The 26,196-nt window shown below is 70.8% G+C and carries 25 protein-coding genes; 11 read left to right on the forward strand and 14 right to left on the reverse strand.

All coding sequences use genetic code 11. The features are described 5' to 3' along the window. Positions 1–37: 37 nt before the first annotated feature. Entirely contained in the window at positions 38–397 is a 360-nt protein-coding gene (locus ACESMR_RS19665) for a hypothetical protein (protein ID WP_373048823.1), read from the reverse strand. A gap of 101 nt (positions 398–498) precedes the next feature. Further along, positions 499–948, reverse strand: coding sequence for a thioredoxin family protein (locus ACESMR_RS19670; protein ID WP_373048824.1), 450 nt, complete (start codon positions 946–948; stop codon positions 499–501). A gap of 133 nt (positions 949–1,081) precedes the next feature. Here ACESMR_RS19670 and ACESMR_RS19675 point away from each other — a divergent pair, with 133 nt between their 5' ends. From ACESMR_RS19675 to ACESMR_RS19700, 6 genes are all read left to right on the forward strand, one after another. After that, entirely contained in the window at positions 1,082–2,176 is a 1,095-nt protein-coding gene (locus ACESMR_RS19675) for a histone deacetylase family protein (RefSeq protein ID WP_373048825.1), read from the forward strand. Next, entirely contained in the window at positions 2,173–3,453 is a 1,281-nt protein-coding gene (gene ablB / locus ACESMR_RS19680) for a putative beta-lysine N-acetyltransferase (RefSeq protein ID WP_373048826.1), read from the forward strand. The genes ACESMR_RS19675 and ablB overlap by 4 nt, the downstream gene beginning before the upstream one ends. A gap of 245 nt (positions 3,454–3,698) precedes the next feature. Then, positions 3,699–4,547: a TIGR02147 family protein gene (locus ACESMR_RS19685; RefSeq protein ID WP_373048827.1), complete on the forward strand. Its 849-nt coding sequence runs from the start codon at positions 3,699–3,701 to the stop codon at positions 4,545–4,547. Continuing rightward, positions 4,544–5,332 (forward strand): hypothetical protein, encoded by a 789-nt coding sequence (locus ACESMR_RS19690; RefSeq protein WP_373048828.1) that lies wholly within the window; start codon positions 4,544–4,546, stop codon positions 5,330–5,332. The genes ACESMR_RS19685 and ACESMR_RS19690 overlap by 4 nt, the downstream gene beginning before the upstream one ends. A gap of 134 nt (positions 5,333–5,466) precedes the next feature. Beyond that, positions 5,467–6,315 carry a TIGR02147 family protein gene (locus ACESMR_RS19695; protein ID WP_373048829.1) on the forward strand — a complete coding sequence of 283 codons (849 nt, stop codon included), beginning with the start codon at positions 5,467–5,469 and terminating at the stop codon, positions 6,313–6,315. Continuing rightward, on the forward strand, positions 6,312–7,103 hold the full coding sequence (locus ACESMR_RS19700) for a hypothetical protein (protein WP_373048830.1): 792 nt from the start codon (positions 6,312–6,314) through the stop codon (positions 7,101–7,103). The genes ACESMR_RS19695 and ACESMR_RS19700 overlap by 4 nt, the downstream gene beginning before the upstream one ends. A gap of 83 nt (positions 7,104–7,186) precedes the next feature. On the opposite strand, the gene ACESMR_RS19705 is transcribed toward ACESMR_RS19700, so the two are convergent. The 8 genes from ACESMR_RS19705 to ACESMR_RS19740 form a co-directional block, all read right to left on the reverse strand. Further along, positions 7,187–8,419: a hypothetical protein gene (locus tag ACESMR_RS19705; RefSeq protein ID WP_373048831.1), complete on the reverse strand. Its 1,233-nt coding sequence runs from the start codon at positions 8,417–8,419 to the stop codon at positions 7,187–7,189. A gap of 170 nt (positions 8,420–8,589) precedes the next feature. Further along, a complete protein-coding gene (locus ACESMR_RS19710) occupies positions 8,590–10,824 on the reverse strand; it encodes a WD40/YVTN/BNR-like repeat-containing protein (RefSeq protein ID WP_373048832.1) in 2,235 nt (744 codons plus the stop codon). An 11-nt stretch (positions 10,825–10,835) separates the two neighbouring features. After that, entirely contained in the window at positions 10,836–11,810 is a 975-nt protein-coding gene (locus tag ACESMR_RS19715; protein ID WP_373048833.1) for a hypothetical protein, read from the reverse strand. Between the two features lie 48 nt (positions 11,811–11,858). Then, entirely contained in the window at positions 11,859–13,904 is a 2,046-nt protein-coding gene (locus ACESMR_RS19720) for a hypothetical protein (RefSeq protein ID WP_373048834.1), read from the reverse strand. Next, positions 13,901–14,500 carry a hypothetical protein gene (locus tag ACESMR_RS19725; RefSeq protein WP_373048835.1) on the reverse strand — a complete coding sequence of 200 codons (600 nt, stop codon included), beginning with the start codon at positions 14,498–14,500 and terminating at the stop codon, positions 13,901–13,903. Before ACESMR_RS19725 ends, ACESMR_RS19720 begins: the two co-directional genes overlap by 4 nt. Positions 14,501–14,738: 238 nt before the next feature. Next, positions 14,739–15,527, reverse strand: a complete 789-nt coding sequence (locus ACESMR_RS19730) for an ABC transporter permease (protein WP_373048836.1) — start codon at positions 15,525–15,527, stop codon at positions 14,739–14,741. A 2-nt stretch (positions 15,528–15,529) separates the two neighbouring features. Then, complete coding sequence (locus ACESMR_RS19735; RefSeq protein ID WP_373048837.1) at positions 15,530–16,336, reverse strand: ABC transporter permease; 807 nt, start codon at positions 16,334–16,336, stop codon at positions 15,530–15,532. Continuing rightward, positions 16,333–17,313: an ATP-binding cassette domain-containing protein gene (locus ACESMR_RS19740; RefSeq protein ID WP_373048838.1), complete on the reverse strand. Its 981-nt coding sequence runs from the start codon at positions 17,311–17,313 to the stop codon at positions 16,333–16,335. Before ACESMR_RS19740 ends, ACESMR_RS19735 begins: the two co-directional genes overlap by 4 nt. Before the next feature lie 172 nt (positions 17,314–17,485). On the opposite strand from ACESMR_RS19740, the gene ACESMR_RS19745 reads away from it, so the two are divergent. From ACESMR_RS19745 to ACESMR_RS19755, 3 genes are all read left to right on the forward strand, one after another. Beyond that, positions 17,486–19,243: a phospho-sugar mutase gene (locus ACESMR_RS19745; RefSeq protein ID WP_373048839.1), complete on the forward strand. Its 1,758-nt coding sequence runs from the start codon at positions 17,486–17,488 to the stop codon at positions 19,241–19,243. A 197-nt stretch (positions 19,244–19,440) separates the two neighbouring features. Further along, entirely contained in the window at positions 19,441–20,175 is a 735-nt protein-coding gene (locus ACESMR_RS19750; protein WP_373048840.1) for a 3-oxoacyl-ACP reductase family protein, read from the forward strand. Between the two features lie 20 nt (positions 20,176–20,195). Then, entirely contained in the window at positions 20,196–20,324 is a 129-nt protein-coding gene (locus tag ACESMR_RS19755; protein ID WP_373048841.1) for a hypothetical protein, read from the forward strand. A 115-nt stretch (positions 20,325–20,439) separates the two neighbouring features. Here the strand turns inward: ACESMR_RS19755 and ACESMR_RS19760 are convergent, their stop codons facing one another. After that, positions 20,440–21,069, reverse strand: coding sequence for a hypothetical protein (locus tag ACESMR_RS19760; RefSeq protein WP_373048842.1), 630 nt, complete (start codon positions 21,067–21,069; stop codon positions 20,440–20,442). 204 nt (positions 21,070–21,273) lie between these two features. Here ACESMR_RS19760 and ACESMR_RS19765 point away from each other — a divergent pair, with 204 nt between their 5' ends. Continuing rightward, complete coding sequence (locus ACESMR_RS19765) at positions 21,274–22,797, forward strand: leucyl aminopeptidase (RefSeq protein WP_373048843.1); 1,524 nt, start codon at positions 21,274–21,276, stop codon at positions 22,795–22,797. Positions 22,798–23,026: 229 nt separating this feature from the next. Here the strand turns inward: ACESMR_RS19765 and ACESMR_RS19770 are convergent, their stop codons facing one another. Next, positions 23,027–23,692, reverse strand: coding sequence for an RNA polymerase sigma factor (locus ACESMR_RS19770; RefSeq protein WP_373048844.1), 666 nt, complete (start codon positions 23,690–23,692; stop codon positions 23,027–23,029). Positions 23,693–23,790: 98 nt separating this feature from the next. On the opposite strand from ACESMR_RS19770, the gene ACESMR_RS19775 reads away from it, so the two are divergent. Continuing rightward, on the forward strand, positions 23,791–24,207 hold the full coding sequence (locus ACESMR_RS19775; RefSeq protein ID WP_373048845.1) for a DoxX family membrane protein: 417 nt from the start codon (positions 23,791–23,793) through the stop codon (positions 24,205–24,207). A 20-nt stretch (positions 24,208–24,227) separates the two neighbouring features. Here the strand turns inward: ACESMR_RS19775 and aat are convergent, their stop codons facing one another. Beyond that, on the reverse strand, positions 24,228–24,944 hold the full coding sequence (gene aat, locus ACESMR_RS19780; protein ID WP_373048846.1) for a leucyl/phenylalanyl-tRNA--protein transferase: 717 nt from the start codon (positions 24,942–24,944) through the stop codon (positions 24,228–24,230). Beyond that, on the reverse strand, positions 24,844–26,193 hold the full coding sequence (locus ACESMR_RS19785) for an MFS transporter (protein ID WP_373048847.1): 1,350 nt from the start codon (positions 26,191–26,193) through the stop codon (positions 24,844–24,846). The genes aat and ACESMR_RS19785 overlap by 101 nt, the downstream gene beginning before the upstream one ends. Positions 26,194–26,196: the final 3 nt, after the last annotated feature.

Here is a 26,196-nt window from a genome sequence, read left to right on the forward strand (position 1 = left end):
GCCGACTACCGGCGCATGGGACGATCCGCCCGAATCGCTAGGGCGCGCCCGGCCGAATCGGCGTGAGCAGGCTGCGCCGCTGCGGCGCCCGCGCCGGCGGCAGCAACGCAGCCGCCTCCTGCGCCGCCTCGGGTGGCAGCAGCGCAGGCGGCTCCACCTCGAGGAGCGCGAGGCCGAAGTGGGCCAGCTCGCCCGCGCCGTGCTCGGCATCGCCGTGCGGCAACCCCGCCTCGTGGGCGTGCTGGTGGGCAGCAGCTGCCCCGTGCACGTGATCGAGGCGGTGACCCGCAAGATGCAGCACCGGGAGCACGACCACACCGCAGACGAAGATCGCCAGCGCCCAGAGGATCACCTCCGGCGTCTTGCGTACCGCTGCGAGTAGCCCGATCCGCTCCATCCGTCACCGACCCCTGCAAACAGGCGAGCAGGGACTCCTGCGCGCAGGAATAGTGCCGAAAGGGCCAGGCGACAAGGAAGGAACGCCCCCGCGAGGCGTGGCTACGGGTGCGCGCTCGCCCGCAGCGCCGGCTCGATCAGCGCCTGCAGCATGTGCAGCGGCAGCGCGCCGCTCTGGCGCCCGACCTCGGCGCCACCGGAGAAGACGGCAAACGTCGGGATCCCGCGGACTCCGTGCCGCGCCCCGGCGCCGGGATGGGCTTCGGTGTTCACCTTGAGGACCACCACCCGCCCCGCCTGATCGCGGGCCAGGCGATCGACGGTGGGCGCCACCATCCGACACGGGCCACACCACGGCGCCCAGAAGTCGACGAGCAAAGGCACCGGCGATCCCGCGATCGCCCGCACCAGCCCTGCCTCGTCCACCTCCTGCGGCGCGCCGCTCGTGGAGAGGGCCCGGTGGCACCGGCCACACGAAGGTGCGCCGGTCTTCCCCGCTGGCACCCGGTTGAAGGCGCCGCAGCTCTCGCAGCGAAAGACGTTCGCGTCCATCCCTTCCCTCCGCGCGCGGCGTGCCGGCCGCCTCTCCCAGCAAGTAGTCCCTCGAACGCACGTGCGCACGCCGCCGGCTTCTTTGGACCACAAACCTTGTGCCACCCTGCCCGGGTGTTTATGGTGGGCCACGATGTCGTCCCGGCCCACCGCCCGGCGGACGAGCAGCCGTTCCCGCCGGATGCGGGTGCTCTACCACCGCGATCAACTTCGCCACCGGCCCCGCTTCGAATGGGTCTCCGGGAAGCGCGTGGAGCATTTCGAGCGCAGCTCGCGCCCCGGGCGAATCCTGACCGCGCTGGAACGCTGCCACCGCTTCGAGATCACCCCGCCGAAGAAGCCGCTGCCCATGGCAGAGCTCGAGCGCACCCACACGCCGGAGCTGGTGCGCTTCCTCCGCCGGGCCTGCGGGCAGATCCGGGAAGGCACCTACTACCCGAACGTCTTTCCGAAGCGCTACTCGCTCACCGCCCCGGCGGAGGGCCTGGCGCGCGCCGGCTTCTACTGCCTCGACGCGGGCACGCCCCTGACCCGCTGGTCGTACGACGCAGCCCGCCTCGCCGCCGCCTGCGCGGTGGAGGGAGCGCAGCTCCTGCTGGACGGCCGGGAGTCGGAGGTCTATGCGCTCAGCAGGCCGCCCGGCCACCACGCAGAAGCCGATCTCTTCGGCGGTTACTGCTATTTCAACAACGCGGCGCTTGCCGCGAACCGGCTCCGCGCCGCAGGCCGCGTGGCCATCGTCGACATCGACTTCCACCACGGGAACGGCACGCAGGCGATCTTCTGGAAGGATCCCGACGTGCTGTTCGTCTCGATCCACGGACGGCCGGAAGATTTCTACCCCTACTTCAGCGGGTATGCCGGCGAGACCGGCGAGGGGCGGGGAAAGGGCACCACGCTCAACCTGCCGATGCCCGCCGGTGTGGACGATGCCGCCTACCGGCGGCAGATCGAGCGGCGCGTCGTCCCCGCGCTGCAGGCCTTTGCGCCGCGGAGCCTGATCGTCTCCGCGGGATTCGATACCTGGCTCGGTGATCCGGTCGGCGAATTCGACCTCACCACGCCCTTCTACGCGGAGCTCGGCGATCGATTCGCCAGGCTCGGCCTTCCCACGCTGGTCGTGCAGGAGGGTGGCTACCAGGTTTCCCAGCTGGGCGAGAACGTTCGCACCTTCCTCGAGGGCTTCCTCGATGCGCGCGGCGACTCGACCCCGAGGAGGATGAAATGAAGCTCGTCGCAACGCAGGCACGCGCGCGCGCCGCGCAGCCCGAGACGACCGAAGCCCATACGACGAAGCCGAAGGCAACGGCGCCGAAGCAGTCGGCACCGGCGAAGGCCGCCACCCGCGCGGCGAAGCCGAAAGCGAAGGCCTCCACGAAGGCCAGGGCCACCACCAAGGCCAAGCCCCGCGCCCGCGCCGCCGGCAGGATCGCAGCCCCCCGCCCAGCGGCGAAGGCCGAGGCCCAGTCCCCGGCGCAGGCCGCGCCCGCAGCGCCCGATCGCACCCCGCTGCGCAAGGACGATCTCCCCAAGCCGCTCCACACCGGCAAGCGGCTCATGGGCCGGGTGCAGCTCGTTCTCGACGAGGGCCAGACCACCGACGTCCTCGGGATCTGCTACGGCCTCGAGCACGAGGTGAGCGCTCCCGGCTACCGGGTGAAGCTCTTCCTCGATTATTACAACCGCCGCCTCAAGGTGATGGACTACCGCGCCCAGGACTACGGCGCGATGGTGGCGAAGCTGCGCTTCCTCGCCGACGCCAACAAATTCGACAAGGTCTGGATCAAGGCCGACGAGAAGGATTGGCAGCACTTCCTCCGCTACGGCTACGTCCTCGAGGGCCTGCTCAAATACGCCAACCGCGGCAGGACGGCGTACATGATGTCGCGGTTCTGCTCGCAGCAGCGCCTCCACTCCCGCGATCTGATGCAGGAGATCCTGCTGATCGAGGAGATCCTCGGCCGCGGCAGGCGCGAGGGGCCGCGGCCGCTCCCCGCGGGCTACACCCTCGATTTCGCCCGCGAACGCGACGTGGACGGGATGCTCGGCCTCTACCGCCGCGTCTTCAAGACCTACCCCTCGCCGCTGACCTACCGCGAGTACCTCACGGCAGTCCTCCACCGCGACGCGCTCTTCCGCGTCATCCGCAACAAGAGTGGCCAGGTGGTTTCGGTGGCGTCCGCCGAATTCGACCGGCCGCATCTCTCCGCGGAGCTCACCGATTGCGCCACCCACCCCGACGAGCGGGGCAAAGGGCTGATGAGCGTGATCCTCCACGCCCTCGAGAACGATCTCCGCAAGCACGGCTACATCTGCGCCTACACCATGGCCCGCGCCAGGAGCTACGGCATGAACGCCGCATTCCACGCGCTCGGCTACGAGTTCAATGGCAGGATGATCAACAACTGCGACATCTACGGCGCCTTCGAGGACATGAACCTCTGGGTGAAGGACCTGCGCCCCGAGCGCGTCCGCGGCAAGAAGGCGAAGCCGGCCCGGGCCTGAAGCACCAAACGACAACGGGAAACGCAGCGAGGCGGAAGCCCCCGGGCCCGCCTCGTCGCGGTCCTGGGCAGCGCGCGGGCCCGGTATACAAAGCGGGCGGCGGGAGGCAACGGGCGCCTTTCCGAATACAGCCTGAATACGCCAGTCCTTACGCGGCCTTACATCACGCGAATGTGGCCACCCGGACCGTCCGGCGCCTCCCCCTCGCTGGACACGAACCACCCTTCCCCGCCATCTTGTTAAACATGGCAAAGGCGATCGACGTCTTCGGCTACATGGACTATCGGTCCTTCCTCCGCGACTTCTACGCGGAGAAGAAGGCCGGCAAGCGCGGCTTCTCCTTCCGCGCCTTCTCGATGCGCGCCGGCCTCGGCTCCCCGAACTACCTCAAGCTGGTGATGGACGGGGACCGCAACCTCACCCCGGAGATGGCGGAGCGCTTCGCCACGGCCTGCGGCCTCAAAGGGGATTCGGCTGCGTTCTTCTGCGAGCTGGTGGGCTTCAACCAGGCGAAGAACCTGGCGGAGCGCAGCGACAAATTCGCCAAGCTCACCACCTACCGGAAATACCGCGCGGCCCACCAGCTCGAGGTGGCGCAGGCCGCCTACTGCACCAACTGGTACCTGCCGGCGATCCGGGAGCTGGCCCTGCGCAAGGACTTCCGGGCGGACGCAGCCTGGATCGCGCAGACCCTCGTCCCCTCGATCACCGAAGCGGAAGCGTCGATGGCGCTGGAGAAGCTCCTCGAGCTGCGGCTCCTCGTCCTCGACGAGGAGGGCAGGGTCGTGCAGGGGACGGAGCTGGTCTCGACCGCCGCCGACACCTCGCTCATGCACGTGCGCAGCTACCACCGCACGATGATCGCCCGGGGAATCGAGGCGATGGACGACATCCCCTGGCAGGAGCGCGACATCTCCTCGCTCACCCTCTGCCTTGGGCCTACGGGGATCAAGCGCTACAAGGATCGCCTGCAGCGCTTCCAGAACGAACTGCTCGAGCTCTCCTCGCTCGAGAGCGATCCGCAGCAGGTGATCCAGATCAATTTCCAGCTCTTCCCGTTGTCGAAGGGCCGTGAAGAGGGGGATGCAGGATGAGGCAGGCAAGCTGGATCGTAGGCACGATGCTCCTCGTCACGGGCTGCGGTGACGGGGCGGTCTCTGGCACGAAGATCGGAAACCCCACCGCCACGGTGCAGATGCGCACCACCGCCTGGTCGAGCGACGAGAACGTCGCCACCATCCCGCAGGCGCAGGCCCTCACCACCGGCGTGGTGGTGACCCGCGCCATCCTCGGCATCGAGGAGATCCGGTTGATCGAGGCGCTGCCCGACGGCACCTGCCCGCTCTCGGACGACGGCCCGGAGATCGAGCGGGCCTTCACCACCGACCTCATCCGCGGCGACGACCTCGCCCCGATCACGGTCGCGAAGGCCACCCGCTTCTGCCAGGTCCGCTTCAAGCTGGAGGAAGGCGAGGATCTCGTGGGCTCCGAGCATGGGACGCTCCTCGGCGAGGCGGAGATCCTGGTCGAGGGCGCCCGGCAGGACGGCACGCCCTTCGAGCTGCGCAGCCGGGAGATCGGCGACATCCGGATCGGCGACGGCTTCACCTCCTTCTCCTTCGACCAGGACGAGGTGCGCTGGAACCTCGCCTTCGACGTGGCGCGCTGGTTCGAGAACGTCGATCTCGACGGCGGGATACCGAGCGGCGGCACGATCCGCATCGACGAGGACAACAACCGCGGCCTCCTCGAGCAGTTCGAGGACGCCGTGGAGCGCGGCGCGAACGCCTGCGAGGACGACGAGGGTCCCGCGGACGACGACTGCCGGGACCCCCTCCTCGGCGAGCACCCCGAAGACGACGACGGCACGGAGGCCTGAGTCCGCATCCTGCGCCCGTATACGGAAGCGGCCCGGATGCCACCCTGCCAGGCAGGGACGGCACCGGGCCGCAGCTGCGTATACCGGGCTGCTGCGACTTTACAGGTGCATACCCGGCGAGCGATTCTGTCTACATGGGCAAGCAGTCCATCGACGTCTTCGGCTACATGAACTACCGGGCCTATCTCCACGACTTCTATCGGGAGAAGAAGGCCACGGGCCGCGGATTCTCGTTCCGCGTCTTCTCTCGCCTCGCCGGCCTCGGCTCACCGAATTACCTGAAGCTGGTGATGGACGGCGACCGCAACCTCACCGCGCAGATGGCGGAGCGCTTCGCCGACGCCTGCGGCCTCAAGGGCGAATCGGCTGCCTTCTTCTGCGAGCTGGTCGGCTTCAACCAGGCGAAGGACACGGTGGAGCGGACGGAACGCTTCGGCCGCCTCACCACCTTTCGCAAATACCGCGCGGCGCACCAACTCGAGCTGGCGCAGGCCGCCTACTACAGCAACTGGTACCTGCCGGCGATCCGCGAGCTCGCCGCCCGCAAGGACTTCAGCGACGATCCCGCCTGGGTGGCGCGCAACCTCCTGCCGGTGATCACGGTGGCGGAGGCGACGATGGCCCTCGAGAAGCTCCGCGAGCTGGGCCTCCTCGTCACCAACGAGGCGGGGCGGCTGGTGCAGGGAGCCGATCTTGTCACCACCGGCGACGAGACGCGTCTGATCCACGTTCGCAGCTTCCACCGCACGATGATCACCCGGGCATTGGAAGCGATCGATCAGCTACCGAAGGAGGATCGGGAGATCTCGTCGCTCACGCTCTGCCTGGGATCGGCCGGGCTCAAGCGCTTCAAGGAGCGGATCCAGCGCTTCCAGGACGAGCTCCTCGACCTCTCGGCGTTGGAGAGCGATCCGGAGCAGGTGATCCAGATCAATTTCCAGCTCTTCCCGCTCTCGCAGCGCCGGAACGAGGATGACGTATGAAGAAGACCACGATCGCCTGGGGCATGGCGGGGGCCGTCTGGCTCGCCGGCTGCGGAGTCGGCGGCACGAAGACCGGCAACCCGGACCAGGTGGTGCCCGACGTCGACGCGGAGATCGAGGTCGAGCTGCGCGCCTGGTCGAGCGAGGAGAGCGTCGCGTCGCTGCCGGAAGGGCAGCAGGCGCTCACCCAGGGCGCAGCGCTGCGCCGGATGCTCCTCAGCGTGTACGAGGTCCGGCTGGTGGAGGCGATCGCCGACGGCGCGTGCTCGGGTGCGGTGGATGGACCGGTGATCGACGGGGCTCGCGCGATCGACCTGCTCCGCGGCGAGGCCCTCCCCCCGCTCACGGTCGCGAAGAAGACCCGCTTCTGCGGCCTCCGCCTCTCCCTCCAGCCCGGCAGCTTCCTCGAGGAGCGCAGCGAGGAGGCGGAGCTCCTCGGCGACGCGTCGATCTTCATCGAGGGCAGCAGGGCGGACGGCACGCCTTTCATCGTCCACAGCAGGGGCGTCCGCGAGATCCTGCTGCGCAGCCAGCGGGCCTTCGGCTTCACGGAGGACGAGCGCTGGTTCGTCGCCTTCGATGCGGCCCGCATGTTCGCCCCGGTGGATCTCGAGGGGGCGGAGGTGGAGGGCGGCCTGATCTTGATCAGCGGCTACCAGAACTACGAGCAGCTGGTCCAATTCGAAGAGGTGGCGCCCCGATCGGTGAATGCCTGCCTCGACGACGAGGACGGCGCCCTCGACGAGGCGTGCAGGGCGCCGGTGCTGGGTGAGCCGCCCGGCGCCTGATCCGCCCGGCCCACGAACGAAGACGGCGGAAGCCCGGGACGAGACGCTCCCGGGCTTCGTGCCCTGTCGGACCGCGCGACCGCCTACCCCGCGGGCACACCGCCCGTCGAGGCAGCCAGCTGCCGGATCCGCCGGGGCGTCGGCTCGCGCCCTGCGGCGAAGCGCTCCTGCATCGCGGTGAGCTGGCTGGAGAGCACGTCGATCCGCCTGCCGAGCACCGGGGAGGCGTCGCCGCGCAGCGACTGCAGCTCGCTCCCCGCCTCGTTGAGGAGCACCTCCGCCTGTGCCCAATTCCGGTTCTCCGCCTCCTTCGCCGCAGCCCGGAGGCGCAGCCGCACGGGCACCAGCGGCGCGCTGGTCCGCAGCTCGGCGATCGGTTCGGGGACGCCCTGCACCAGGTTGCGCGCGAGGCCGGCGTTGCCCGCCTCCAGCTCCGCCAGCGCGGCGCGGGCGTGGGCGAAGGCCTCTTCGGCGGCATCGAGGCCGAGATCGGCCATCACCCAGTTGCGCGCGCCGAGGAGCGAGCGGGTCGCCGAAACCGCGTCACCCGCTGCGAGCTGCCGCTTCGCGTCCCGGACCAGCGTAAGGGTCTCGGCGGGAAGCACCGCGGCGAGCTGTTCGACCTCCTCGACGAGCGGGTCGATCTCCATCACCTGCCCCTCGGGCAGCTGCAGGCGCGCAGCAGTCTCGCCGAGCCGCGTCGCCAGCGAAGCGCCGGGGCCCTCGGAGAGGATCGCCTGCAGCGTCTGCGTGGAGAGCTCGAGCGAGGACTGCGCCGCGGGGAAGTCGTTCCGGGCGAGCGAGAGCTCGGCGGCCGCCAGCTGCTCCGCAGCGATCTGCGAGCGCTCGGCCACGTCGAGCTGCGGGTTGAGCAGCCCGCGCCAGGCCTGATCGGCAGGCGCTGCGGTCCCGCGGCGCAGGCGCAACGGACGCTGCGGCTGCGCCACCTGCCCCGCGTCGGAGTCCGGCTGGACGGAGGGCCCCGGTGCCGGTGCCTCGGTCGGCGCCTGCTCCTCTGCGACGGCGGCGCCGTTCTGCTCGGCCCCGGCAGCGCCGTCCTCTGCCGCTCCAGCAGCAGCGCCGTCCTGCGCCGCCCCTGCATCGCCATTCGCTGCCGCCGCGGCTGCAGCTCCACCCTGCGCCGCAGCCGCAGCCCCGTCGGCTCCCGACGCCGCGCCGTCCGCCGCGGGAGGCGCCATCTGCCCCGTCTCCTGCCCCGTCTCCGGAACAGCGGCCCCGTCCTCCTGCGCCAGCGCTCCACTCGCCGGAAAGACGATCAGGAGCGCCGCCGCACCGATCCACGTGCTCCGCCGCATCACCCACCTCCTCGCCCGCAACGGGCGCTCGCGGTAACGATGCGGATGGAACTCGGCCCTCGCAGCGCGGGCCCCTGCCCGCCTGCCCGGCCCCCGAGCTCGAAACGAAGCGGCCCCGCGTCGCACGAGGCGAGCGGGGCCGCTCCAAGGCAGAACCGAACGAAGCGCCGCTACTGCTCCGCGGCGATCTCCTGCAGGCCGAGCTTCCACACGCCCGCCTGCCCGGTGCCCACGAAGATCGCCTCGTGCCCCGCGGCGAGCGGTCCCGGCAGCACCGCCGCCTCGGAGCCGCCGACCTTCCAGGTCGCCCCGCCGTCGCTCGAGACGAGGAGCGGGCTCTTCTCCCCCTCGCCGCCGACGACGCTCGCCGCGAGCAGGTTGTCCCGCGAGGCGAGCGCCTGCACGCTCCCTGCGAAGACGGCTTCGTCGCCGATCAGCGCCCAGCTCTGCCCCTCGTCGGTGGAGCGGTAGAGCGCCGTCGAGGCCCCCTCCTCCACCGCCACCGCTGCGACCACGCCCTCGGTGGTCTCCGCCAGCGCCCGGACCTGCGCCCCGGCGGGAAGCCCGGCAGCAGCTGCCTTCCAGCTCTCGCCGCCGTCGCTGCTCGCAAAGAGCCCGCCGCCGGAAGTAGCGGCGTAGAGCACGTCACCGCTCGCACGCAGCGCGAGGATCGCCTCGTAGCTCGCCTCGTCGATCTGCGGCAGGCCGGCGCGTGCAGGTGCCCAGCTCGCGCCGCCATCGGTGGAGCGGAGCACGCCGCTGCCGACGGTCCCGCCGACCATCGCGTCGGTGGTGCCGATCCAGGCGCTGTCGCCGCTGAAGGCGAAGGCGCTCACCTGCACCGGCGTCCCGGCGCCGCCGGGGAGCTGGGGCAGGCCGCTGCTGGCGGGGAGCCAGCTCTCGCCGTCGAAGGAAGTGAAGAGGCCATGCTGCGCAGTGGCGGCGAAGGCCGTGTTGCCGTGAAGCGCCAGCTGGTTCACCTGCGCGTTGGTGGGCAGGCCCTTGCTGCTGCGCGACCAGGTCGCACCACCGTCGAAGGAGCGGTGGACCGCGTCGCTGCCGCTGGAGGCGAGGAGCGTCCCGGCCTCCTCGGCCAGCGCAACCACGCGGGTCTCGACCAGCGTGAGGTCGATCGCCTCCCACTTCCGCGAGCCTGCGCTCCAACGGAAGAGGAGGTCGTCGGCACCGAGCCAGATCCCGGCGGCGCCACCGGCGAGGGCGGTGATCCGCCCGCCGGGCAGGCCGGTCCCTGCATCGACCCAACGGGCGAGGGCGGGATCCCAGCGAAAGACGCTGCCGCTCCCGAGGGCGGCAAAGAGCTCGTCGCCAGCGCCCACCAGCGCAGGGAGCCCGAACCCCGTGTGGTCGAAGGCGGAGAGGACGACCTCGCTCCAGCTCAGGCCGCGGTCGGTGGAGCGGAAGACGCTCGCAGCGCCGGGGGCCATGGCGAAGAGGTCGGTACCGTGGGCGGCGAAGCTGGTCGCCCAGCCGGCGCGGCCCTCCTCGACGATGGCCCAGGAGACGCCGCCGTCGGTGGAGCGATGGAGCTTGCCGCTGTAGAGGCCGGTAGCGAGGAGCACGTCCTCCGCCGCGAAGATCTCGCCGACCGCCTCGTTGTCGGGAAGCGGCGCGAGGGCGGTCCAGCTGCTGCCTGCGTCGTCCGAGACGACGATCGCGCTGCGGTCGCCGACGTCCTTGCCGCCGGCGACGGCGAAGAACCTGCCGGCGCCTGCCTGCACGGAGAAGATCTCGCCCGGCGCGCCGACACCCGCGGCGCTTCTCCAGCTCGCGCCACCGTCCACCGAGCGGTAGACGCCGGCATCGGTGAAGAGGGCCACCAGGGCGCCGTCGACGGCGGCGACGTCCATGGCCTGGCCCTTCGCCACCTCGTCCCAATTCCGTCCGCCGTTGGTGGAGCGGAGGAGATGGGCAGGGCTGCCGAGGAAGAGCTGCCCCTGGTCGGAGACGAAGACGGGCGCCGCGCCGGTCCCGACGGGACCTGCGGTCGGTCCCCACTCGCCGGTGGGGACGACCTCGACCGCCTCCGGCAGCTCGGTGGCGCAGCCGCCGTCGACGCAGTAGGGCAGGCCCCACACGTGGCATTCGGCGTCCTGCTCGCAGGCGGCGAGGCAGACGCCAGGGGCCCGAAAGCTATCGATCACGCACTCGCCGTAGAGCTTCGGGAGCTGTGCCGTCACGCAGACGGTGTCCTCGCCGATCTCGCCGCAGCCCGCGTCGCTGAAGCAGCCGAGGGTGCAAGTGCCGCAGACGCAGGCCATGCCTTCGCCGCAGGTCTCGTCCGTCTCGCACGGCTCCATGAAATGGGTCTCGCCGCCGGGCGCCTCGCTCGAGAAGCCGCAGGCGCCGAGCGTCACCAGCGCACATGCCGCAATTACGTACCGCATCATGGCAGCTCTCACTCTCCGACTTCCTCGTCCTCGCGGACCGTCTGGCCCACGTAGAACACCACCTGGTAGTTGGAACCGGTCTCCTGCTTTCCGTGGGCTTCGACGCGCTCGCGCAGCCTCGTGCCCTCTTCGCGGACGCGCCTCAGGAAGCCGCTCACCTCTTCTTCGAGGGGATGCCCGTGCCAGACGTCGTAGCGGAAGGTGCTTCCCCCGATGGCATCGCCGGGGAGCGCGCGCCGCTCGCGCCGCTGCAGCTTGTTGGTGATGAGCGTCACCACGGCCTGGTAGTGGTCGAAGATCGCCGCCTCCCAGCCGAAGGCGGAGCCGAGCGGGATCACGCAGGCGTCGACCCGGAGCAGCCCGTCGCTCTCGGTGACCCTGCCGTCGGCGACCAGGCGATCGATCGCTGCGTCGAATTGCGCGCCGTCCATGCGGACGATCTCGCGGAGCGCCGGCCTGCCGATCGGCGCGTGGTGGTGGACCTGCACCCAGAGGAAGGCGGTCTCTGCTTCCGGATCGGCCTTGCGCCCCAGCGCACCGAGTTCCTCTGCGGAGGCGACGCGGTAGCCGGTGGCGTCGCCGCGGCCGGTCTGGAAGACCAGCCCGGTCTCGACCAGATCCCGGAGCACGCCGCGGACCGAGGCCTCGTCGTCGCGGCAGAAGCGCTGGAGGACCTCGGCCCTGCTCGCCACCTGCCGTTCCTCGAGGTAGCTCAGCACCGCTTCCCAGAGCGAGCGGCCGCGCTCGGTGGCGGACTCGCTCAGCCGCTGCACCTTGTCGTGGTAGGTGCGGAGCGAGAGGCCGAACATGTCGGCGATGACCTTGCGGCCGAGGCCCTGGTTCTTCAGCTCCGCGACCAGGTCGAGGAATACCTGGTTGGCGACGCTGGCGAGCTGGGCCCGCGCGCCGTGCTGCGTGGCGAGCTGCGCCACCAGCACCATGGTCTGCCGCGTGATCGCATCGATCAGCAGGTTGACGTTCATTCGACTCCTCGCAGAGTGCCCACTCTCGCCGCCCGGTCGGGGTAGTGCCTAGTGCGGAAATCCGCACACCCCCTCCGCTTCCGGGGCGAGCCGCCAGACCCCGCCGCCCTCGGTGCCCATGTACCAGATTCCCCCGACCCGACGGAGGCTGCGGATGGGCTGGTTCGGCATCCCCCCGCCCAGCACCCTCCACCGCGTCCCGTCGGTCGTACAGCGCACCTGCCAGCCCCCGCCGGCGAGGCGCCACGCCACCGCCACCTCCCCCGCGCCACCTGCCAGCGCCACCGCCTCGGCCCCCGGCATCTCCGGTGGGTCGAACCGCTCGAACCGCAGGCCGCCATCGGTGGAGCGATGGATCCAACCGCCGCGGCCCAGCGGTCCTGCCCGGGCGAAGAGAATCGTACCCGATCCCGCCAGCTCGACCACCGGCGTGAGGTCGTCGCCGATCCGGATCGGAAGCCCCTGCCCGACCGCTTCCCAGCTACCGCCGCCGTCCCCGGAGCGGAAGAGCCCGTTCCCCAGGGTGGCGGCGAAGAGCGCCCCCTCCACCGACGCCAGGGCGACGAGGGGCTCGAACCGCTCCTCGCCACCGACGGTGCGGCTCGGCAGGCCGGAGCTGGCCGGGTGCCAGCTTCCCGCCTCGAAGCGCCAGACCCCGGCGCCGGTGAGCTGCAGCGGCTCCCAGGGATCACTCGTCCGCTCGAAGCCGGAGCCGGTGGCGGCGAGCACGCTGCCCTCGTGATCGACGAAGGCCGCCACCTCCCGGTACTGGGTCCCTGCGATTCCCTGGTAGGTGGGAAAGCCCTCGACGACTGGCGTGAAGCGCTGGCCGCCGTCGGTGGAGGCGAAGACGCCGCCCCCTGCGGTCGCTGCCAGGAGCACCCCGCCGGCGACTTCGGCGGTGAGGATCGGCGGCGCGTCCTCCCCCGGTGGCTCGAGCCGCCGCCAGGTGGCCCCGGTGTCGGCGGAGACGTGGAGCCTGCCGTGTGGATCGCGGGCGAGGAGCATCCCCTCGCCGCCTGCCAGCGCATCGATGCGGGTCCGAACCAGCTCCGCCTCCACCGGCCCCCACCGCTCCCGGTGGCGGTCGAAGCGGAGGAGACGATCCTCGACCACGGCGAAGACCCCGGCGTCGCCTCCGTGGAAACCGGTGAGGAAGCCGGGGCCGAGACCGTCGTCCGCAGGGGTCCACCGGTCGAGGGCCACGTCCCAGCGGTAGACGTAGCCGGAGCCCAGGGCGGCGAAGAAGCCCTCCGGGGTGCCGACGAGGTGGGACGATTGGTAGCTCAACTTCTCGCTGCCGCCGAGAAGCACCTCGCTCCAGGTGGCGCCGAAGTCGGCGGAGCGGTGGATGGTCCCCCGCTCCTGGGAGACGGCGAAGAAATTCTCGGCGTGGTAGCCGAACGCGTCGGCGCCTGCGACGTCGTAGCCCACCCCGGCGAGCGCCTCCCAGCTCGCCCCGCCGTCGAAGGATCGGTAGAGGAGCTGGCCGCCGTAGCCCGGGGCGAGGAGGACGTCACCGCCGCTGATGATGCGGGTGGGAAGCGCCCCGTTCCCGGAGAGGGGCGCGAGGTGGGTCCAGCTCGCGCCGCCATCGGCGCTCCGCACCGCGGCGAGCCGCTCCTCGGCCGCCTCGTAGATCACCGCGAAGAGCCGCTCGCCGTCAGCAGCGAGGGAGACGATCGGCCCGGGGGCCTCGATCGCCCGCCAGCTCCTGCCCCGATCGTCGCTGCGGTAGAGGTGCTGGGAGTCGACCACGGCGAAGATCGAGCGCGCGCCCTCGACCAGCTGCGAGAGCGCGCCTGCGGGAAGGCCAGCGGCCTCCTCCCAGTGGAGGCCGCCATCCTCGGAGCGGAGCAGCACGTCCCAGGTGCCGAGCAACACCGTATCGCCGCTCACGAGGAGGGCGGTGGCGCGGCTCGTTCCGACGGGCCCCGCCGTCTGCTCCCAACCTGCGGGACCGGTGCACAGCGCCAGCTCGCAGGGCTCGGGGGGCGGCTCGCCGCATCCCTCACAGGGCACGGGCGCAGCCTCCCGCTGCCCGGCCCCGCAGGCGGAGAGGAGAAGCGCCACGGCGAGGAGGACGATCTTCACCGCTCGCGCATCCCGGCGACGCTCTGGCCGCAGTACCAGACCACCTGGTAGGGAACGGCGCCAGGCGGACGCGCCGCCGCGCTCGCCCGTGCGCGGAGATCGACGGCGTCGCGGCGCTCGCGGGAGAGGCGGCCGAGGATCTCGGTCTCGAGGGGATGGCCGCGCCAGAGATCGAAGCGGAAGGTGCTGCCGCCCACTGCGTCGGCAGGCGCCGCGCGCTGCACCGCCTCCAGCTTGCCGGAGATGGCGGCGACCACCGCGTTGTAGTGATCGAGGACCGCAGCCTCCCAACCTGCCGACGCCTCCAGCGGGATGACGCAGCTCTCGCAGCAGAGGCGGCCCTTCTCCTCGGTGAGCCTGCCGTCCGCGAGGAGCACGTCGACGATGGGATCGAGCTCCACCGCGTCGAGCTGCACCATCTCCCGCAGACGGGCCCGGGTCATCGGGCCGTTGTGGTGCACCGCCACCTGCACGAACGTCTCGAGACCGGCGACGCCCTTCCCGGCGCGGCGGTAGGTCGCCGCCAGCTGGGAGATCAGCACCAGGGTTTCGCGGGTGATTGCCTCGATCAACAGCTCCACGTTCATGGGAGCCATTCAAGCGATCGGGTGCCTTTGCCGATAGTGCGGAATCCCGCACGAGTCGCGCGCCGACGATCACAAGGAGTGTCAACCGGCGATCGGCTTCTGCCGTACCCTGGCACGACCACTTGCCCGACGACGCGCCTCTGCAGACGAGCGCCGGCTCGCAGCTCCTGCCATCGTCGCAACGGGCGCCGGCCGGGAGGCTCCCGCTTCCCCGCTTCCCCGCTTCCCACCCGCCGCACCCGGCCCTTCACCCGCCCGCGCTGGTGTAGTGGCGGATCGCGTTCTTCCACACCAGCCGCGCCACGAAGGAGAAGACCGCCGCCCCCAGCAGCGCCCACCCCGCCTGCCCCGGCCCGAGCCGCCCGAGGATCGCCAGCGCCGGGTAGGTGGTCATCACCGCCAGCGGGATGACGAAAGTGAAGACGAACGAAAGCACGCCGCGAAAGACCGACGAGGGCCACCGGGCCGCGTCGTAGATCGAGGCGAAGAGGTAGGAGAGGTTGTCGATCTTCACCACGAAGAACGCCAGGCTCACCACCAGGATCCAGAGCGAGTAGAGGATCGTCACCGCGCCCACGAGCAGCGCCAGCGTGGTGAGCACCGCGCCTGCGCTGGGCACGTGCCGCAACTCGACGAGCGCCCACGCCAGCAGCGCGAGGCCACCCAGCACGTCGGCGCTCTTCCAGATCTCGAAGCGCGCGGTGGAGACGAGGAATTGCGCGTCCGCCGGCTTGAGCAGGATGAAGTCGAGGGTGCCCTTGCGGATGTGCTCGACCACACTCTGGAGCGCCGGCTGGATCCCGCCGTCGAGCACGCCCTTGAGCACGGTGAACCACGCCACCACCACCAGCGCCTCGGGCCAGGTCCAGCCCACCACCGTCTCGCGCTTGTCGAAGAGGACGAGCAGCGGCACCAGCGCCGAAGCCGTCCAGAAGAGCGACATCACCGCGTCGACGAGGAAGTCGACCCGGTATTGGAGGGTGAGGAGCGCGGAGGCACGGAGCTGCACCGCGAGCAGCCGAAGGTAGCGGCGCACCCTTATCCCCCGTAGGCCGCGTAGCGCTTCAGCCCCGCCGCCCAGAGCCGCAGGCCCGCCACGAGGAAGAAGGCCACGTAGAGCCACTGCACGCAGAGCCCCACCGCGAGCCCCTCCCGGTCGACGAGCCCCAGCATCAGCTCGACCGGGAACGAGAGCAGAAAGCGGAAGGGGAGCCAGCGCGCCACCGCCCACAGCCACTCGGGCAGCAGCTCGAGCGGCAGGATGTAACCGGAGAGCACGAAGAAGAGCCCCAGCCAGAGCTCGAAGATCGAGAGCGAGCTCTCCCAGAAGAGCCCCAGCGTCCCGATCAGCGCCATCACGCAGAAGGTCATCAGCCACGCGCCGAGGAGCGCCACCGGCACCGCCGCCCAGAGCAGGAGATCGCCGGTGAGCGTCTCGCGCCCCACCCAGAAGAGCGCGCCCGCGGCGATGGGAAGCGACACCAACACGCGCATCGGGATCGCCGCGAGGTTGTCGGCGGCGAAGACGAGGAAGGGGTGCATCGGCTTGAGCAGCCGCATCCCCAGCGTCCCCTGCCGGATCTCGAAATTGAGCTCCCAGACCACCCACGATCCGGTGAGGAGCCGCACGATCAGCGTGGCGAGGAAGTAGCCGATGAATTCCGTCTCGCCGAAGCGCCCCACCGGCGCCTCCGCCGCCACCGCCGTCCAGAGGAGCAGCATCACCAGCGGCATGTTGGTGGCGAGGATCCAGACCAGGAACTCGCTGCGGTAGGCGATGGCGGAGGCGAAGCCCACCCGCAGGAGCGTCGGCGTCGCGCGCCGGATCTCGGCGACGCGGCTCACGCGCGCCGCCCCCTGGCGAAGAGCTCGGAGAGCACCTCCTCGAGCGGCGCCTCCTCGACGTTGAGATCGATCACCGGCAGCTCGGCGAGCGCAGCTGCGACCACGTCGCGCAGCTGCCCCGCGGGCACGCCGAGGATCGCCTGCGATCCGTCGCGCAGCACCACCCGCCCGCCGATCCGCTCGAGCTCCGCCGCGGTCACCTCGCGCCCCAGCCGCAGCGTGATCCGCTTCTCGGGGCGGGTCTGCCTGGCCAGCTCCTCCAGCGCGCCGTCCCAGGTGAGCCGGCCGTGGTCGATGACGATCACCCGCGGGCAGAGCGCCGCCACGTCGTCCATGTAGTGGCTGGTGAGGATCACGGTGGCGCCGTGCCGCTCGTTGTAGGCCTTGATGAAATCGCGGACCACCGCCTGCATGGTCACGTCGAGGCCGATGGTGGGCTCGTCGAGGAAGAGCACCCGGGGCCGGTGGAGGAGCGCCGCCGCCAGCTCGCATTTCATCCGCTCGCCGAGCGAGAGCTGCCGCGTCGGCTTGCCCACCAGGTCGCCGAGCTGCAGCAATTCCACCAGCTCGTCGAGGGTCTCGCGGAACCGGGCCCGGGGCACGTCGTAGATCGCCCGGTTGAGCTCGAAGGTCTCCGCCGGCGGCAGATCCCAGAGGAGCTGCTGCTTCTGCCCGGTGACGAGCATGATCGAGCGGAGGAAATCGGCCTCCCGCCGCCCGGGCTCGTGCCCCGCCACCAACGCCCTGCCGGCGGTGGGGTGGAGCAGGCCGGAGAGCATCTTGAGCGTGGTGGTCTTGCCGGCGCCGTTCGGCCCGAGGAAGCCCACCCGCTCTCCTGCGGCGATCTCGAAGGAGATCCCGTCCACCGCCTTCACGGTCTCGTAGCGGCGCCGCACCACCGAGCGGAGCGCTGCGGCGAGGCCCGGGGGCCGCTTGTGGACCTGGTAGTGCTTGGCGAGATCGCGGACGGAGATCATGGCGGCCGGGAAGGTAAGCCGGTGGCGCCCCCTTCCGCCACCGCACTTTGCACGTCAGGAAGCGGACGCCCCCCGCGCGCGTGCCGGTCGACGCCGGCGCTCCCCGTTGCTAACTGGAGGCGCATTCTGCGCGAACGCCGCCCGTGGACGCGGCGACCAGGGAGACCGCACCATGGACCAGAGCCTTCGCACGGCGGCAGAGAAATGGCTCGCCGAGGACCCCGATCCCGACACGCGTGCCGAGCTGCAGCAGCTCCTCGACAGGGGCGAAGAGGCGCAGCTCCGGGATCGCTTCGGCATGCGGCTGGAGTTCGGCACCGCGGGCCTGCGCGGCGTGATCGGCGCCGGCCCCAACCGCTTCAACCGCTCGGTGGTGATCCGCACCACCGCGGGCCTCGCCCGCTATCTCCTCGAGACGGTCGCCGACGTGAAGCAGCGCGGCGTGGTGATCGGCTTCGACGGCCGCCGCCTCTCCGCCGAGACGGCGAAGGACACGGCGGCGGTCCTCGCCGGCCACGGCATCCCGGCGCGGGTCTACACCGAGCTCGCCCCCACCCCGCTCACCGCCTTCACCGTGACCCACCTCGGCGCCGCAGCCGGCGTGATGATCACCGCCAGCCACAACCCGCCGGAGTACAACGGCTACAAGGTCTACTGGAGCAACGGCGCGCAGATCGTCCCGCCCCACGACAAGGGGATCAGCGCCGCCATCGACGCGGTGGGCGCCATCCCGGAGGTCCCGCGGCTCGAGGAGAAGGAAGCCCGGGCGCAGGGGCTCTGGCAGGATCTCGGCACGCAGGAGATCGACGCCTACTTCGCCGCGATCCGCGACCTCTCCACCAGCAGGGCCGGCCGCGACGATCTCACCGTCGTCTACACGCCGCTCCACGGCGTCGGCGGCAAGCTCGCCACCCGCGCCCTGCGCGAATTCGGCTTCACGAAGATCCACGTGGTGGAGGAGCAATTCGAGCCGGACATGCATTTTCCCACGGTCCGCTTTCCCAACCCCGAGGAGCCCGGGGCGATGGACCTCTCGCTGGAGCTGGCCCGGAAGACGAAGGCGGACCTCGTCCTCGCCAACGATCCCGACGCGGACCGGCTCGCGGTGGCGGTGCGCCGTCCAGACGGCTCCTACCGGCAGCTCTCCGGCAACCAGATCGGCGTGGTCCTCGCCGCCTGGCTGATGCAGCACGACCGGCGCGGCGGCGACAAGCGGCTGGTGATCAGCACCATCGTCTCCACGCCGATGGCGGGCGAGATGGCGAAGGCCTTCGGCGTCGCCTACGACGAGGTGCTCACGGGCTTCAAGTGGATCGCCAACCGCGCCATCGACCGCAAGCGGGAGAAGGGGGAGCGCTTCCTCGTCGGCTTCGAGGAGGCCCTGGGCTACAGCGTCGGCGAGGTCTGCCGCGACAAGGACGGCGTGAGCGCCGCTGCAGTCTTCGCGGAGCTCGCCGCGGAGGCGAAGACCCGCGGCCGCGACGTGGTGGACGAACTCGAGGACCTCTACCGGCGCTTCGGCGTCTACCTCTCGCGCCAGCATGCGGCGACGATGAAGGGCGCGGCGGGGCAGCAGCAGATCGCGAAGATCATGGACGCCTTCCGCCACCGGGCGCCGCAGGCGATCGGAGGCCTCGAGGTGCTGCAGATCCGCGACTTCAAGCTCGGCGTGATCACCAGCGCCTCCGGCGGCGAGGTGGACCGGATCACCCTGCCCTCCTCCAACGTCCTCACCTTCGACCTCCAGGGCGGCACCCGGGTGATCGCCCGGCCATCGGGCACCGAGCCGAAGATCAAATACTACTTCGACCTCCGGGAGCCGGTGCGCGCGGGGGAACCGATCGAAGCGGCGGAGCAGCGGGCCACCGAGCGACTCGACCGCCTCGAGGCGGACTTCGTGCGGCTGGCGAACGACGCAGCCGAGGCCTGAAGGGCAACGGCCCCGGTGTACCGAAGAGCGGCGTCCTCGCCTCGCGGGGGCGCCGCTTCTCGTTGCAGTAAAGCCGTAATTTACCGGCCTTTGCAGCCTGCCTGCCTGACTTCCTGATCCTGCCCGGGTGGCCTTAGCTTGGAGGGGCTGGCGCACCGCGTCGTGCGTCGATCGGTTGAGGGAAAGGGGCCGACACGATGAAGAAGGTGGCGCTGATCACGGGGGCATCCGGCGCACTCGGGCACGCGATCGCCCTGCGCCTGGCGCAGGACGGCTACGACCTGGCGCTCCACTACCGGTCGGGCGAGGAAGAGGCCCAGCACCTGGCTGCAGACCTCCAGCGGCAGGGGATCCGGGCCCTGCCCGTGCAGGCGGACATCTGCCTGCAGGAGGAGGTCGACAAGATGATCGAGGTGGTGGAGCAGGAGCTCGGCCCCCTCTCCGTGGTGGTGAACAACGCAGGCCTGGTGCGCGACCGCACCATCGCCAAGCTCACCGACGAGGATTGGGACATCGTCCTCGACACCAACCTCCGCGGCGCTTTCCACGTCTGCAAGGCGGCGGTGCAGCGGATGCGCCCCCGCAAGAGCGGCCGGATCGTCAACATCAGCTCGATCGTCGGCGCCATGGGCAACTACGGCCAGATCAACTACGCCGCCTCCAAGGCGGGGCTCATCGGCCTCACCAAGAGCCTGGCGAAAGAGGTGGCGAGGGACCAGGTTACGGTCAACGCCGTCTGTCCCGGCTTCATGGACACCCCGATGGTCCGCGGGGTCCCGGAGGCGGTGCAGGAGAAGCTGGTCGCCCAGATCCCCCTCGGCCGCTTCGGCGAGCCGTCCGCGGTGGGCGAGGCAGTTGCCTACCTGGCCGGTCCGGGGGGCGATTGGGTCACCGGCCAGGTCCTCCACGTGAACGGCGGGATGTACATGTAAAGGGGGAAGGAGGTGGCGCTTTGGCCGAGCCGAACGTTCCGGGCAAGCCTGCGAAGAGCACGTGGGTGAAGATTTTCCTCGTCTTCCTATTCCTGGCGATCCTCTTCTCCTGGATGACCTGCGCGTCCTTCGGGCTGCCCTTCCCGTAGCGGCCCGGGCCTGCGCCCGCCGGTAGCAGCAGGGCCCCGCTCCTCCTCGCAAGGCAGGGGGGACGGGGCCCTTCGCATCTCCCTTCGCCCTTCGCATTTCGCCGCTGCGGTCGCTTCAGTCCGCCGGCGCCCCGCGCCCCGCCGCCTCCGGCGAAGGCGGCTCCGACCGCACCACCCCGGGCTCCAGCCCCTCGGTCGGAGGCGCGGCCGGCAGGAGGTTGGGGGGCAGCTGCTGCTCCACCCGCATCCCCGGCACCTCGGAGGTGAAGGGCGGAAGGGTGCTCTCCCCCAGCTGCGCTGCAGCGGCCTCGTCGCCGGGCTGCACCGCTTCGATCCGCCGGGCCATTCGCACGTTCCCGTCGAGATCGAAGACCGCGTGGACCGGTGCGCCGAGGGGCAGCTGGGTCACGGAGACGGCCTTGCCGTCGAGGAGGTAGAGGGTCTCCGGCCGCAGAAAGAGGATGGCGTCGGGGGCGCCGCCGCCCCGCTGCACGCGGATCTGGTCGGGCGAGCTCGCCACCAGCTTTCCCTCGAGCTGCAGGTCGAAGCCACGGTTCCGGTCCTGGAGGAGCCAGTCGGCGGAGGGGTCGGAAGGCATCTGCAGCGGCGACGGGGATTGGGTCGCAGGCCCGTAGAGATCGGGTGGCTCGAGGAGCCGCGGCGGCTGCGCGACCGCCACGCTCCCAGCGAGCAACGCCGCCGCTGCGCCGACTGCTGCAATCGTCTTGTCGTTTCGGCGTTTCATCCCTTTTCGATTAGCCATCCTCCGGGCCGCCGACGAGAGACGTCCGCCCGGGCACCACGCCGGCGCCCGCCCCCGGGGCGACGAGCCGGCAGCCCGGGCCGCATGCTCGGAAAGGCGTTTCCCCCCTTGCCGGCTATGGTAGAACCCGCGGCTTCGGCGCCTGCTGCGAGACATTCCCGGGCGGCGCAACGGAGAGGAAAAAGCATGGATATCAAGCTCGCTCCATCCTCCCTTGCCGAGAGCAAGGTCGGTCTCGTCGCACTCCCGGTCTTCGAAGAGGACCTCGGCAAGAAGGGCGCCGCCGCAGAATTCGATGCCCTCGACGGCGCCCTCGGCGGCGTCCTCCGCGACATCGCCAGGCAGGAGGGCTTCACCGGCAAGACCGGCTCGAAGCTCCTCGTCCACTCCCATGGGAAGATTGCCGCGTCGCACGTGCTGCTCCTCGGCCTCGGCGCCCGCGGGAAGGCGGAGCTCGAGGCGCTGCGCAAGGCAGCGGGCAGCGCAGCGAAGGAAGGCACCCGGGTCAACGCGGGCAAGCTCGCCTTCGCGGTCCCCGGCGCCTTCGGTGCCTTCGACGAGGCCCGCGCCGCTGCGGAAGGCCTGCAGCTCGGCGCCTACCGCTACGACAAGTGGCGCTCGAAGAAGGACGAGGAGAAGAAGGAGCTCAAGGCTGCCTTCGTCACCTCGCCGGAGCACAAGAAGAACGCCGACGCCGACGCCGGTCTCGCGCTGGGCCTCGCGGTGGCCGAGGGCGTCTGCTTCGCCCGCGACCTCGTCAACGAGCCGGCGATGTTCCTGACGCCGACGCTCCTCGCGCAGGCGGCGCAGAAGAAGCTCAAGGTGCCGGGCCTCACCGTCACCGTGCACGATCGCAAGAAGATCGAGCAGCTCAAGATGGGCATGTTCCTCGGCGTGGCGCAGGGCAGCCGCGAGGAGCCCAAGCTCATCGAGATCAAGTACACGCCGAAGGGTGGCGCCCGCGGCGCCGCCGGCAAAGCCCAGCCGCTGGCCCTCGTCGGCAAGGCGATCACCTTCGACTCGGGCGGCCTCTCGCTCAAGCCGGCGGACGCCATGGTCGACATGAAGACCGACATGGCGGGCTCCGCCGCGGTCTTCGGCGCGATGCTCGCGATCGCCACCCAGGTGAAGCCGAACTTCCCGGTGCACGCCTACGTGGGCGCTGCCGAGAACATGCCGAGCGGCACCGCCTACCGCCCGGGTGACGTGCTCACCGCCCGCAACGGCAAGACCGTCGAGATCACCAACACCGACGCAGAGGGCCGCCTCGTCCTCGGCGACGTGCTCAACTACGCGGTGGAGCAGTCGAAGCCCCGCTGCGTGATCGACCTGGCGACGCTGACCGGCGCCTGCATCGTCGCCCTCGGCATGCACACCGTGGGCACCTGGTCGAACGAGGACGAGTGGGCCGGCAAGGTGGTCGCCGCGTCGAAGAGCGCAGGCGAGTCCTTCTGGCACATGCCGCTGATCGAGGAGGTGAAGGACAACCTCAAGTCGCCGATCGCGGACATGAAGAACTCGGGTGCCCGCTGGGGCGGCGCGATCTCCGCGGCGCTCTTCCTCCGCGAGTTCGTCGAGGGCAACGCCTGGGTGCACCTCGACATCGCCGGTCCCTCCACCTCGGACAAGGACGCCGGCTACCACGCCAAGGGCGGCAGCGGCGTCGGCGTCCGCACCCTCGTGGATCTGGTCCGCTCCCTCGAGGCGTAACCGGCCGTCGACACGCCCGGTGTCACACGCCGGGTGCAAGAAGCCCCGCTCGCACCGAAGAGGTGCGGCGGGGTTTCTTCGTTTCCCTCGCTCTCAAGGCTTGTCCAACAATCGGCCCCGGCGTGGCCGGGACCGATTGTCGGACACGCGCTCCCGCGCGGAAAGCCTGCTCCTTGTCGGCTCCGCCTCCGGCTCCGCTCTTCCGGGCCGTCCAATTCTGGACGGCCCTTCAGCGGCCTGCGTGGATCCTGGCGAGAACGCCTGCGACCACCCGGTTGCAGCGCGGCGCCTCGAAGAGGAAGGCCCCCGACGCGTTCGCTTCCATCCGGGCGGCGAGCTGTTCCCGCAGCATCGCCTTCGCCCGGTGGAGCCGCTGCTTCACCGCGTCCTCGCTGAGCTCCAGGGCCTCGGCTGCCTCTGCGGTGGAGAGGGCCTCCACCTCCCGGAGGACGAAGACGGTGCGATAGCCCTCGGGCAGCTCGTCGATCGCCGCCTCGAGCCAGCCCACCATCTCCCGATCCGCCGCCCGCTGCTCGGGGCTCGCTCCCTGTGCCGGCTCCATCTCCGCTCCTCCGTCGATCGCCACGAGGCGCCTTCCCTTGCGGAGCCAGCCGAAGGCCTCGTGGACCGCAATCCGCGTGAGCCACGTCGACAGGCGCGCGCTCCCCTGGAATTGGGCCAGGTGCTCGAACGCCGAGACGTACGCCTGCTGCATCACCTCCTCGACCTCGTTCTCGTCCCGGAGGATGGAACGGACGGCGCGGTAGATCCGCTGGTTGTGCCGGCGCATGAGGATCTCGAAGAGATCGACCTCGCCTGCGAGTACCCGGCGCACGATGGTCTCGTCGTCGGGGCCTGGGATGGCGGCTCTCGCCGCGGGCGGGTTGGGATTCATGCTCCATGGATGCAGCAGGCGGGGTGGTGGTGACAATGTCACCGCCGCGGGCGCAGCGACTCGATTGGGGTGGAACCCGAAAGCAGAGGGAGACCCCCATGGAACGCAAAGTCTCGTCCACCTTCCACCTTCTCCGGCTCACCTACGGCATCGTCCCCATCGTCGCGGGCGCCGACAAATTCGTCGGGCTGCTCACCGATTGGAGCGGCTACCTGGGCCCGATCGCGCTGCAGCTTCTCCCCTTTTCGCCGCAGGCCTTCATGTACCTCGTCGGCGTGATCGAGATCGCCGCAGGCATCCTCGTCCTCGTCCGCCCCCGGATCGGCGCCTTCGTGGTCAGCGCCTGGCTCCTCGCCATCGCGGTGAACCTCGTCCTCGGGGGCTTCTTCGACATCGCGGTGCGGGACGTGGTGATGGCGATCGGTGCCTTCGCCCTCGGCCGCCTCGCGATGGTCCACGCCGGGGAACGCGCCCACGCCGCGGCGCCGATGCGCCCGGCCCGGGCCCATGGCTGAACGCCCAGGCCGCGGCGGCCTCAGGTGAAGGAGCGATCGAGCCGCAGGGCCGCCGCCAGCCGCCGCAGGTAGTCGGCCCGGGGGATGGTGATCTGGCCGAATTTGGCGAGGTGCTCGGTGGGCATCTGGGAGTCGAGGAGCACGAAGCCCCGCTCCTCGAGCCGCTCCACCAGCGCCACCAGGCAGACCTTGGACGCGTCGGTGATGCGCGTGAACATCGACTCGCCCATGAAGGCGCCGCCGAGCGCCACGCCGTAGAGGCCGCCGGTGAGCTCCCCCTCGTGCCACGCCTCCACCGAGTGGGCCAGCCCCGCCCGGTGGAGCGCGCAATAGGAGCGGACGATCTCGTCGCTGATCCAGGTCTCGTCCCGCTCGGCGCAGCCGCGCATCACCGCCTCGAAGGCGGTGTCGATGCGCACCTCGAAGACGCCGCGCCGGATCGTCTTCGCCAGCGACTTCGGCACGTGGAAGGCGTCGAGGGGAAAGATCGCGCGGGGGTCCGGCGAGTACCAGCCGATCTCCCCGTCGATCTCGTCGGCCATCGGAAAGATGCCCTGGCAGTACGCGGCGACGATCAGCTCTGGAGTCAGCGGAGGGTTCACGGTCTGCGGAGGATAAGCTCCAAAGCCCGATCCGTCACGACGCTCGTGCTTCGATCCCCTCGCCGACCTGCAGCGCCCGCAGGCCGGGAAGCCGCCGCCACAGCCACACACCACAGGCGAAGGTGACAGCTCCACCCACCGCGATGGTGGGCCCCACGCCGATCCGATCGGCCACGGCGCCGCAGAGGAGCGCGCCCAGCGGGAAGAAGCCGACGAGCACGGTGGTGTAGAGCGACATCACCCGGCCGCGCATCGACTCGGGGGTGTCGGTCTGCACCACCGTGTTGGCGGCGGAGAGCATCGAGAGCATGCCGAAGCCCACCAGCGGCAGCGCCCCCAGCGAGAGCCACTGCATCCTCGAGAGGCCGAGGACCACCAGCCCCGCGCCGTAGCAGACGAGGCCGACGGAGAGCCGCGGCACGAGGCGTCGCTTGTCGACGAGGGCCGCCACCGCCAGCGCGCCGACGATGGAGCCGAGGCCCACCGCGACGTTGAGCCAGCCGAGGAGCTGCGGGCCGCCGTGGAGCACGTCGCCGGCGAAGACCGGCAGCATCGGCAGGTAGGGAAAGGCGACGAAGGAGGAGATCGCCACGAGCGGCAGCACCGCGCGGGTGTGCGGCGCCCGGCGCGCGTAACCGATGCCGGCCCGCAGCGCCTCGAGTGGCGATTCACGCCGCGAGGGGGCCCTGGTGTGCGAGGGCTTCACCCAGAGGGCGACGCCGATCGGCGCGAGGAAGCTCACGCCGTTGATGAGGAAGCAGACCGCCTCGCCCACCGAGGCGACGAGGAGGCCGGCGACGGCGGGACCCACCAGCCGGGCGGAGTTGACCGCGGCGGAGGAGAGGGCGATCGCCGAGGAGAGATCCTCGGGCCCTGCCAGCTCCACCAGCAGGGTCTGCCGCGCCGGCAGGTCGAACGCGCTGGCGATGCCGCCCACCACGGCGAGGCCCAGGATCCACGGCACGGTGATCCGGTCGGCGAAGATGAGCCAGGCCATCGCCAGCGCGACCAGGGCGAGGATCCCTTGCGTCACGGCGACCATGCGCGGCAGCGAGACCCGGTCGGCGAGGACGCCGGCGAAGGGCGCGAGGAGCAGCGTGGGGATCTGCGAGGCGAAGGTGACGGTGCCCAGCAGCAGCGACGAGCCGGTGAGCCGGAAGACGAGCCAGCCCAGCGCCACCGACTGCATCCAGGTGCCGGCGAAGGAGAGGGCCTGCGCGAAGAAATAGGCCCGGTAACCGGGATGCTTGAGCGCGCGGAGGGCGTGCATCCGCCCGGGCACTGGGGTCGGCGCGGTCGGCCCGCTGGCACTCGGCTGCCAACCGCCCACCGGCTGCGGCGCTGCGGGCCTGCCGCCCCCGGTCAGACCGTCGGGGCTCTTCAAGGC

The organism is Vulgatibacter sp., assembly GCF_041687135.1.
Lineage (GTDB): Bacteria > Myxococcota > Myxococcia > Myxococcales > Vulgatibacteraceae > JAWLCN01.

Bases quoted from the DNA above. Each gene is read 5' to 3' on its own strand.
- ACESMR_RS19775 (WP_373048845.1), top strand. From the start codon at position 23,791: ATGGAACGCAAAGTCTCGTCCACCTTCCACCTTCTCCGGCTCACCTAC.
- ACESMR_RS19770 (WP_373048844.1), bottom strand. From the start codon at position 23,692: ATGAATCCCAACCCGCCCGCGGCGAGAGCCGCCATCCCAGGCCCCGAC.
- ACESMR_RS19700 (WP_373048830.1), top strand. From the start codon at position 6,312: ATGAAGAAGACCACGATCGCCTGGGGCATGGCGGGGGCCGTCTGGCTC.
- ACESMR_RS19670 (WP_373048824.1), bottom strand. From the start codon at position 948: ATGGACGCGAACGTCTTTCGCTGCGAGAGCTGCGGCGCCTTCAACCGG.
- ACESMR_RS19695 (WP_373048829.1), top strand. From the start codon at position 5,467: ATGGGCAAGCAGTCCATCGACGTCTTCGGCTACATGAACTACCGGGCC.
- ACESMR_RS19745 (WP_373048839.1), top strand. From the start codon at position 17,486: ATGGACCAGAGCCTTCGCACGGCGGCAGAGAAATGGCTCGCCGAGGAC.
- ACESMR_RS19705 (WP_373048831.1), bottom strand. From the start codon at position 8,419: ATGCGGCGGAGCACGTGGATCGGTGCGGCGGCGCTCCTGATCGTCTTT.
- ACESMR_RS19690 (WP_373048828.1), top strand. From the start codon at position 4,544: ATGAGGCAGGCAAGCTGGATCGTAGGCACGATGCTCCTCGTCACGGGC.
- ACESMR_RS19665 (WP_373048823.1), bottom strand. From the start codon at position 397: ATGGAGCGGATCGGGCTACTCGCAGCGGTACGCAAGACGCCGGAGGTG.
- ACESMR_RS19675 (WP_373048825.1), top strand. From the start codon at position 1,082: ATGTCGTCCCGGCCCACCGCCCGGCGGACGAGCAGCCGTTCCCGCCGG.
- ACESMR_RS19765 (WP_373048843.1), top strand. From the start codon at position 21,274: ATGGATATCAAGCTCGCTCCATCCTCCCTTGCCGAGAGCAAGGTCGGT.
- ACESMR_RS19715 (WP_373048833.1), bottom strand. From the start codon at position 11,810: ATGAACGTCAACCTGCTGATCGATGCGATCACGCGGCAGACCATGGTG.
- ACESMR_RS19740 (WP_373048838.1), bottom strand. From the start codon at position 17,313: ATGATCTCCGTCCGCGATCTCGCCAAGCACTACCAGGTCCACAAGCGG.
- ACESMR_RS19750 (WP_373048840.1), top strand. From the start codon at position 19,441: ATGAAGAAGGTGGCGCTGATCACGGGGGCATCCGGCGCACTCGGGCAC.
- ACESMR_RS19725 (WP_373048835.1), bottom strand. From the start codon at position 14,500: ATGGCTCCCATGAACGTGGAGCTGTTGATCGAGGCAATCACCCGCGAA.
- ablB (WP_373048826.1), top strand. From the start codon at position 2,173: ATGAAGCTCGTCGCAACGCAGGCACGCGCGCGCGCCGCGCAGCCCGAG.
- ACESMR_RS19760 (WP_373048842.1), bottom strand. From the start codon at position 21,069: ATGAAACGCCGAAACGACAAGACGATTGCAGCAGTCGGCGCAGCGGCG.
- ACESMR_RS19710 (WP_373048832.1), bottom strand. From the start codon at position 10,824: ATGCGGTACGTAATTGCGGCATGTGCGCTGGTGACGCTCGGCGCCTGC.
- ACESMR_RS19685 (WP_373048827.1), top strand. From the start codon at position 3,699: ATGGCAAAGGCGATCGACGTCTTCGGCTACATGGACTATCGGTCCTTC.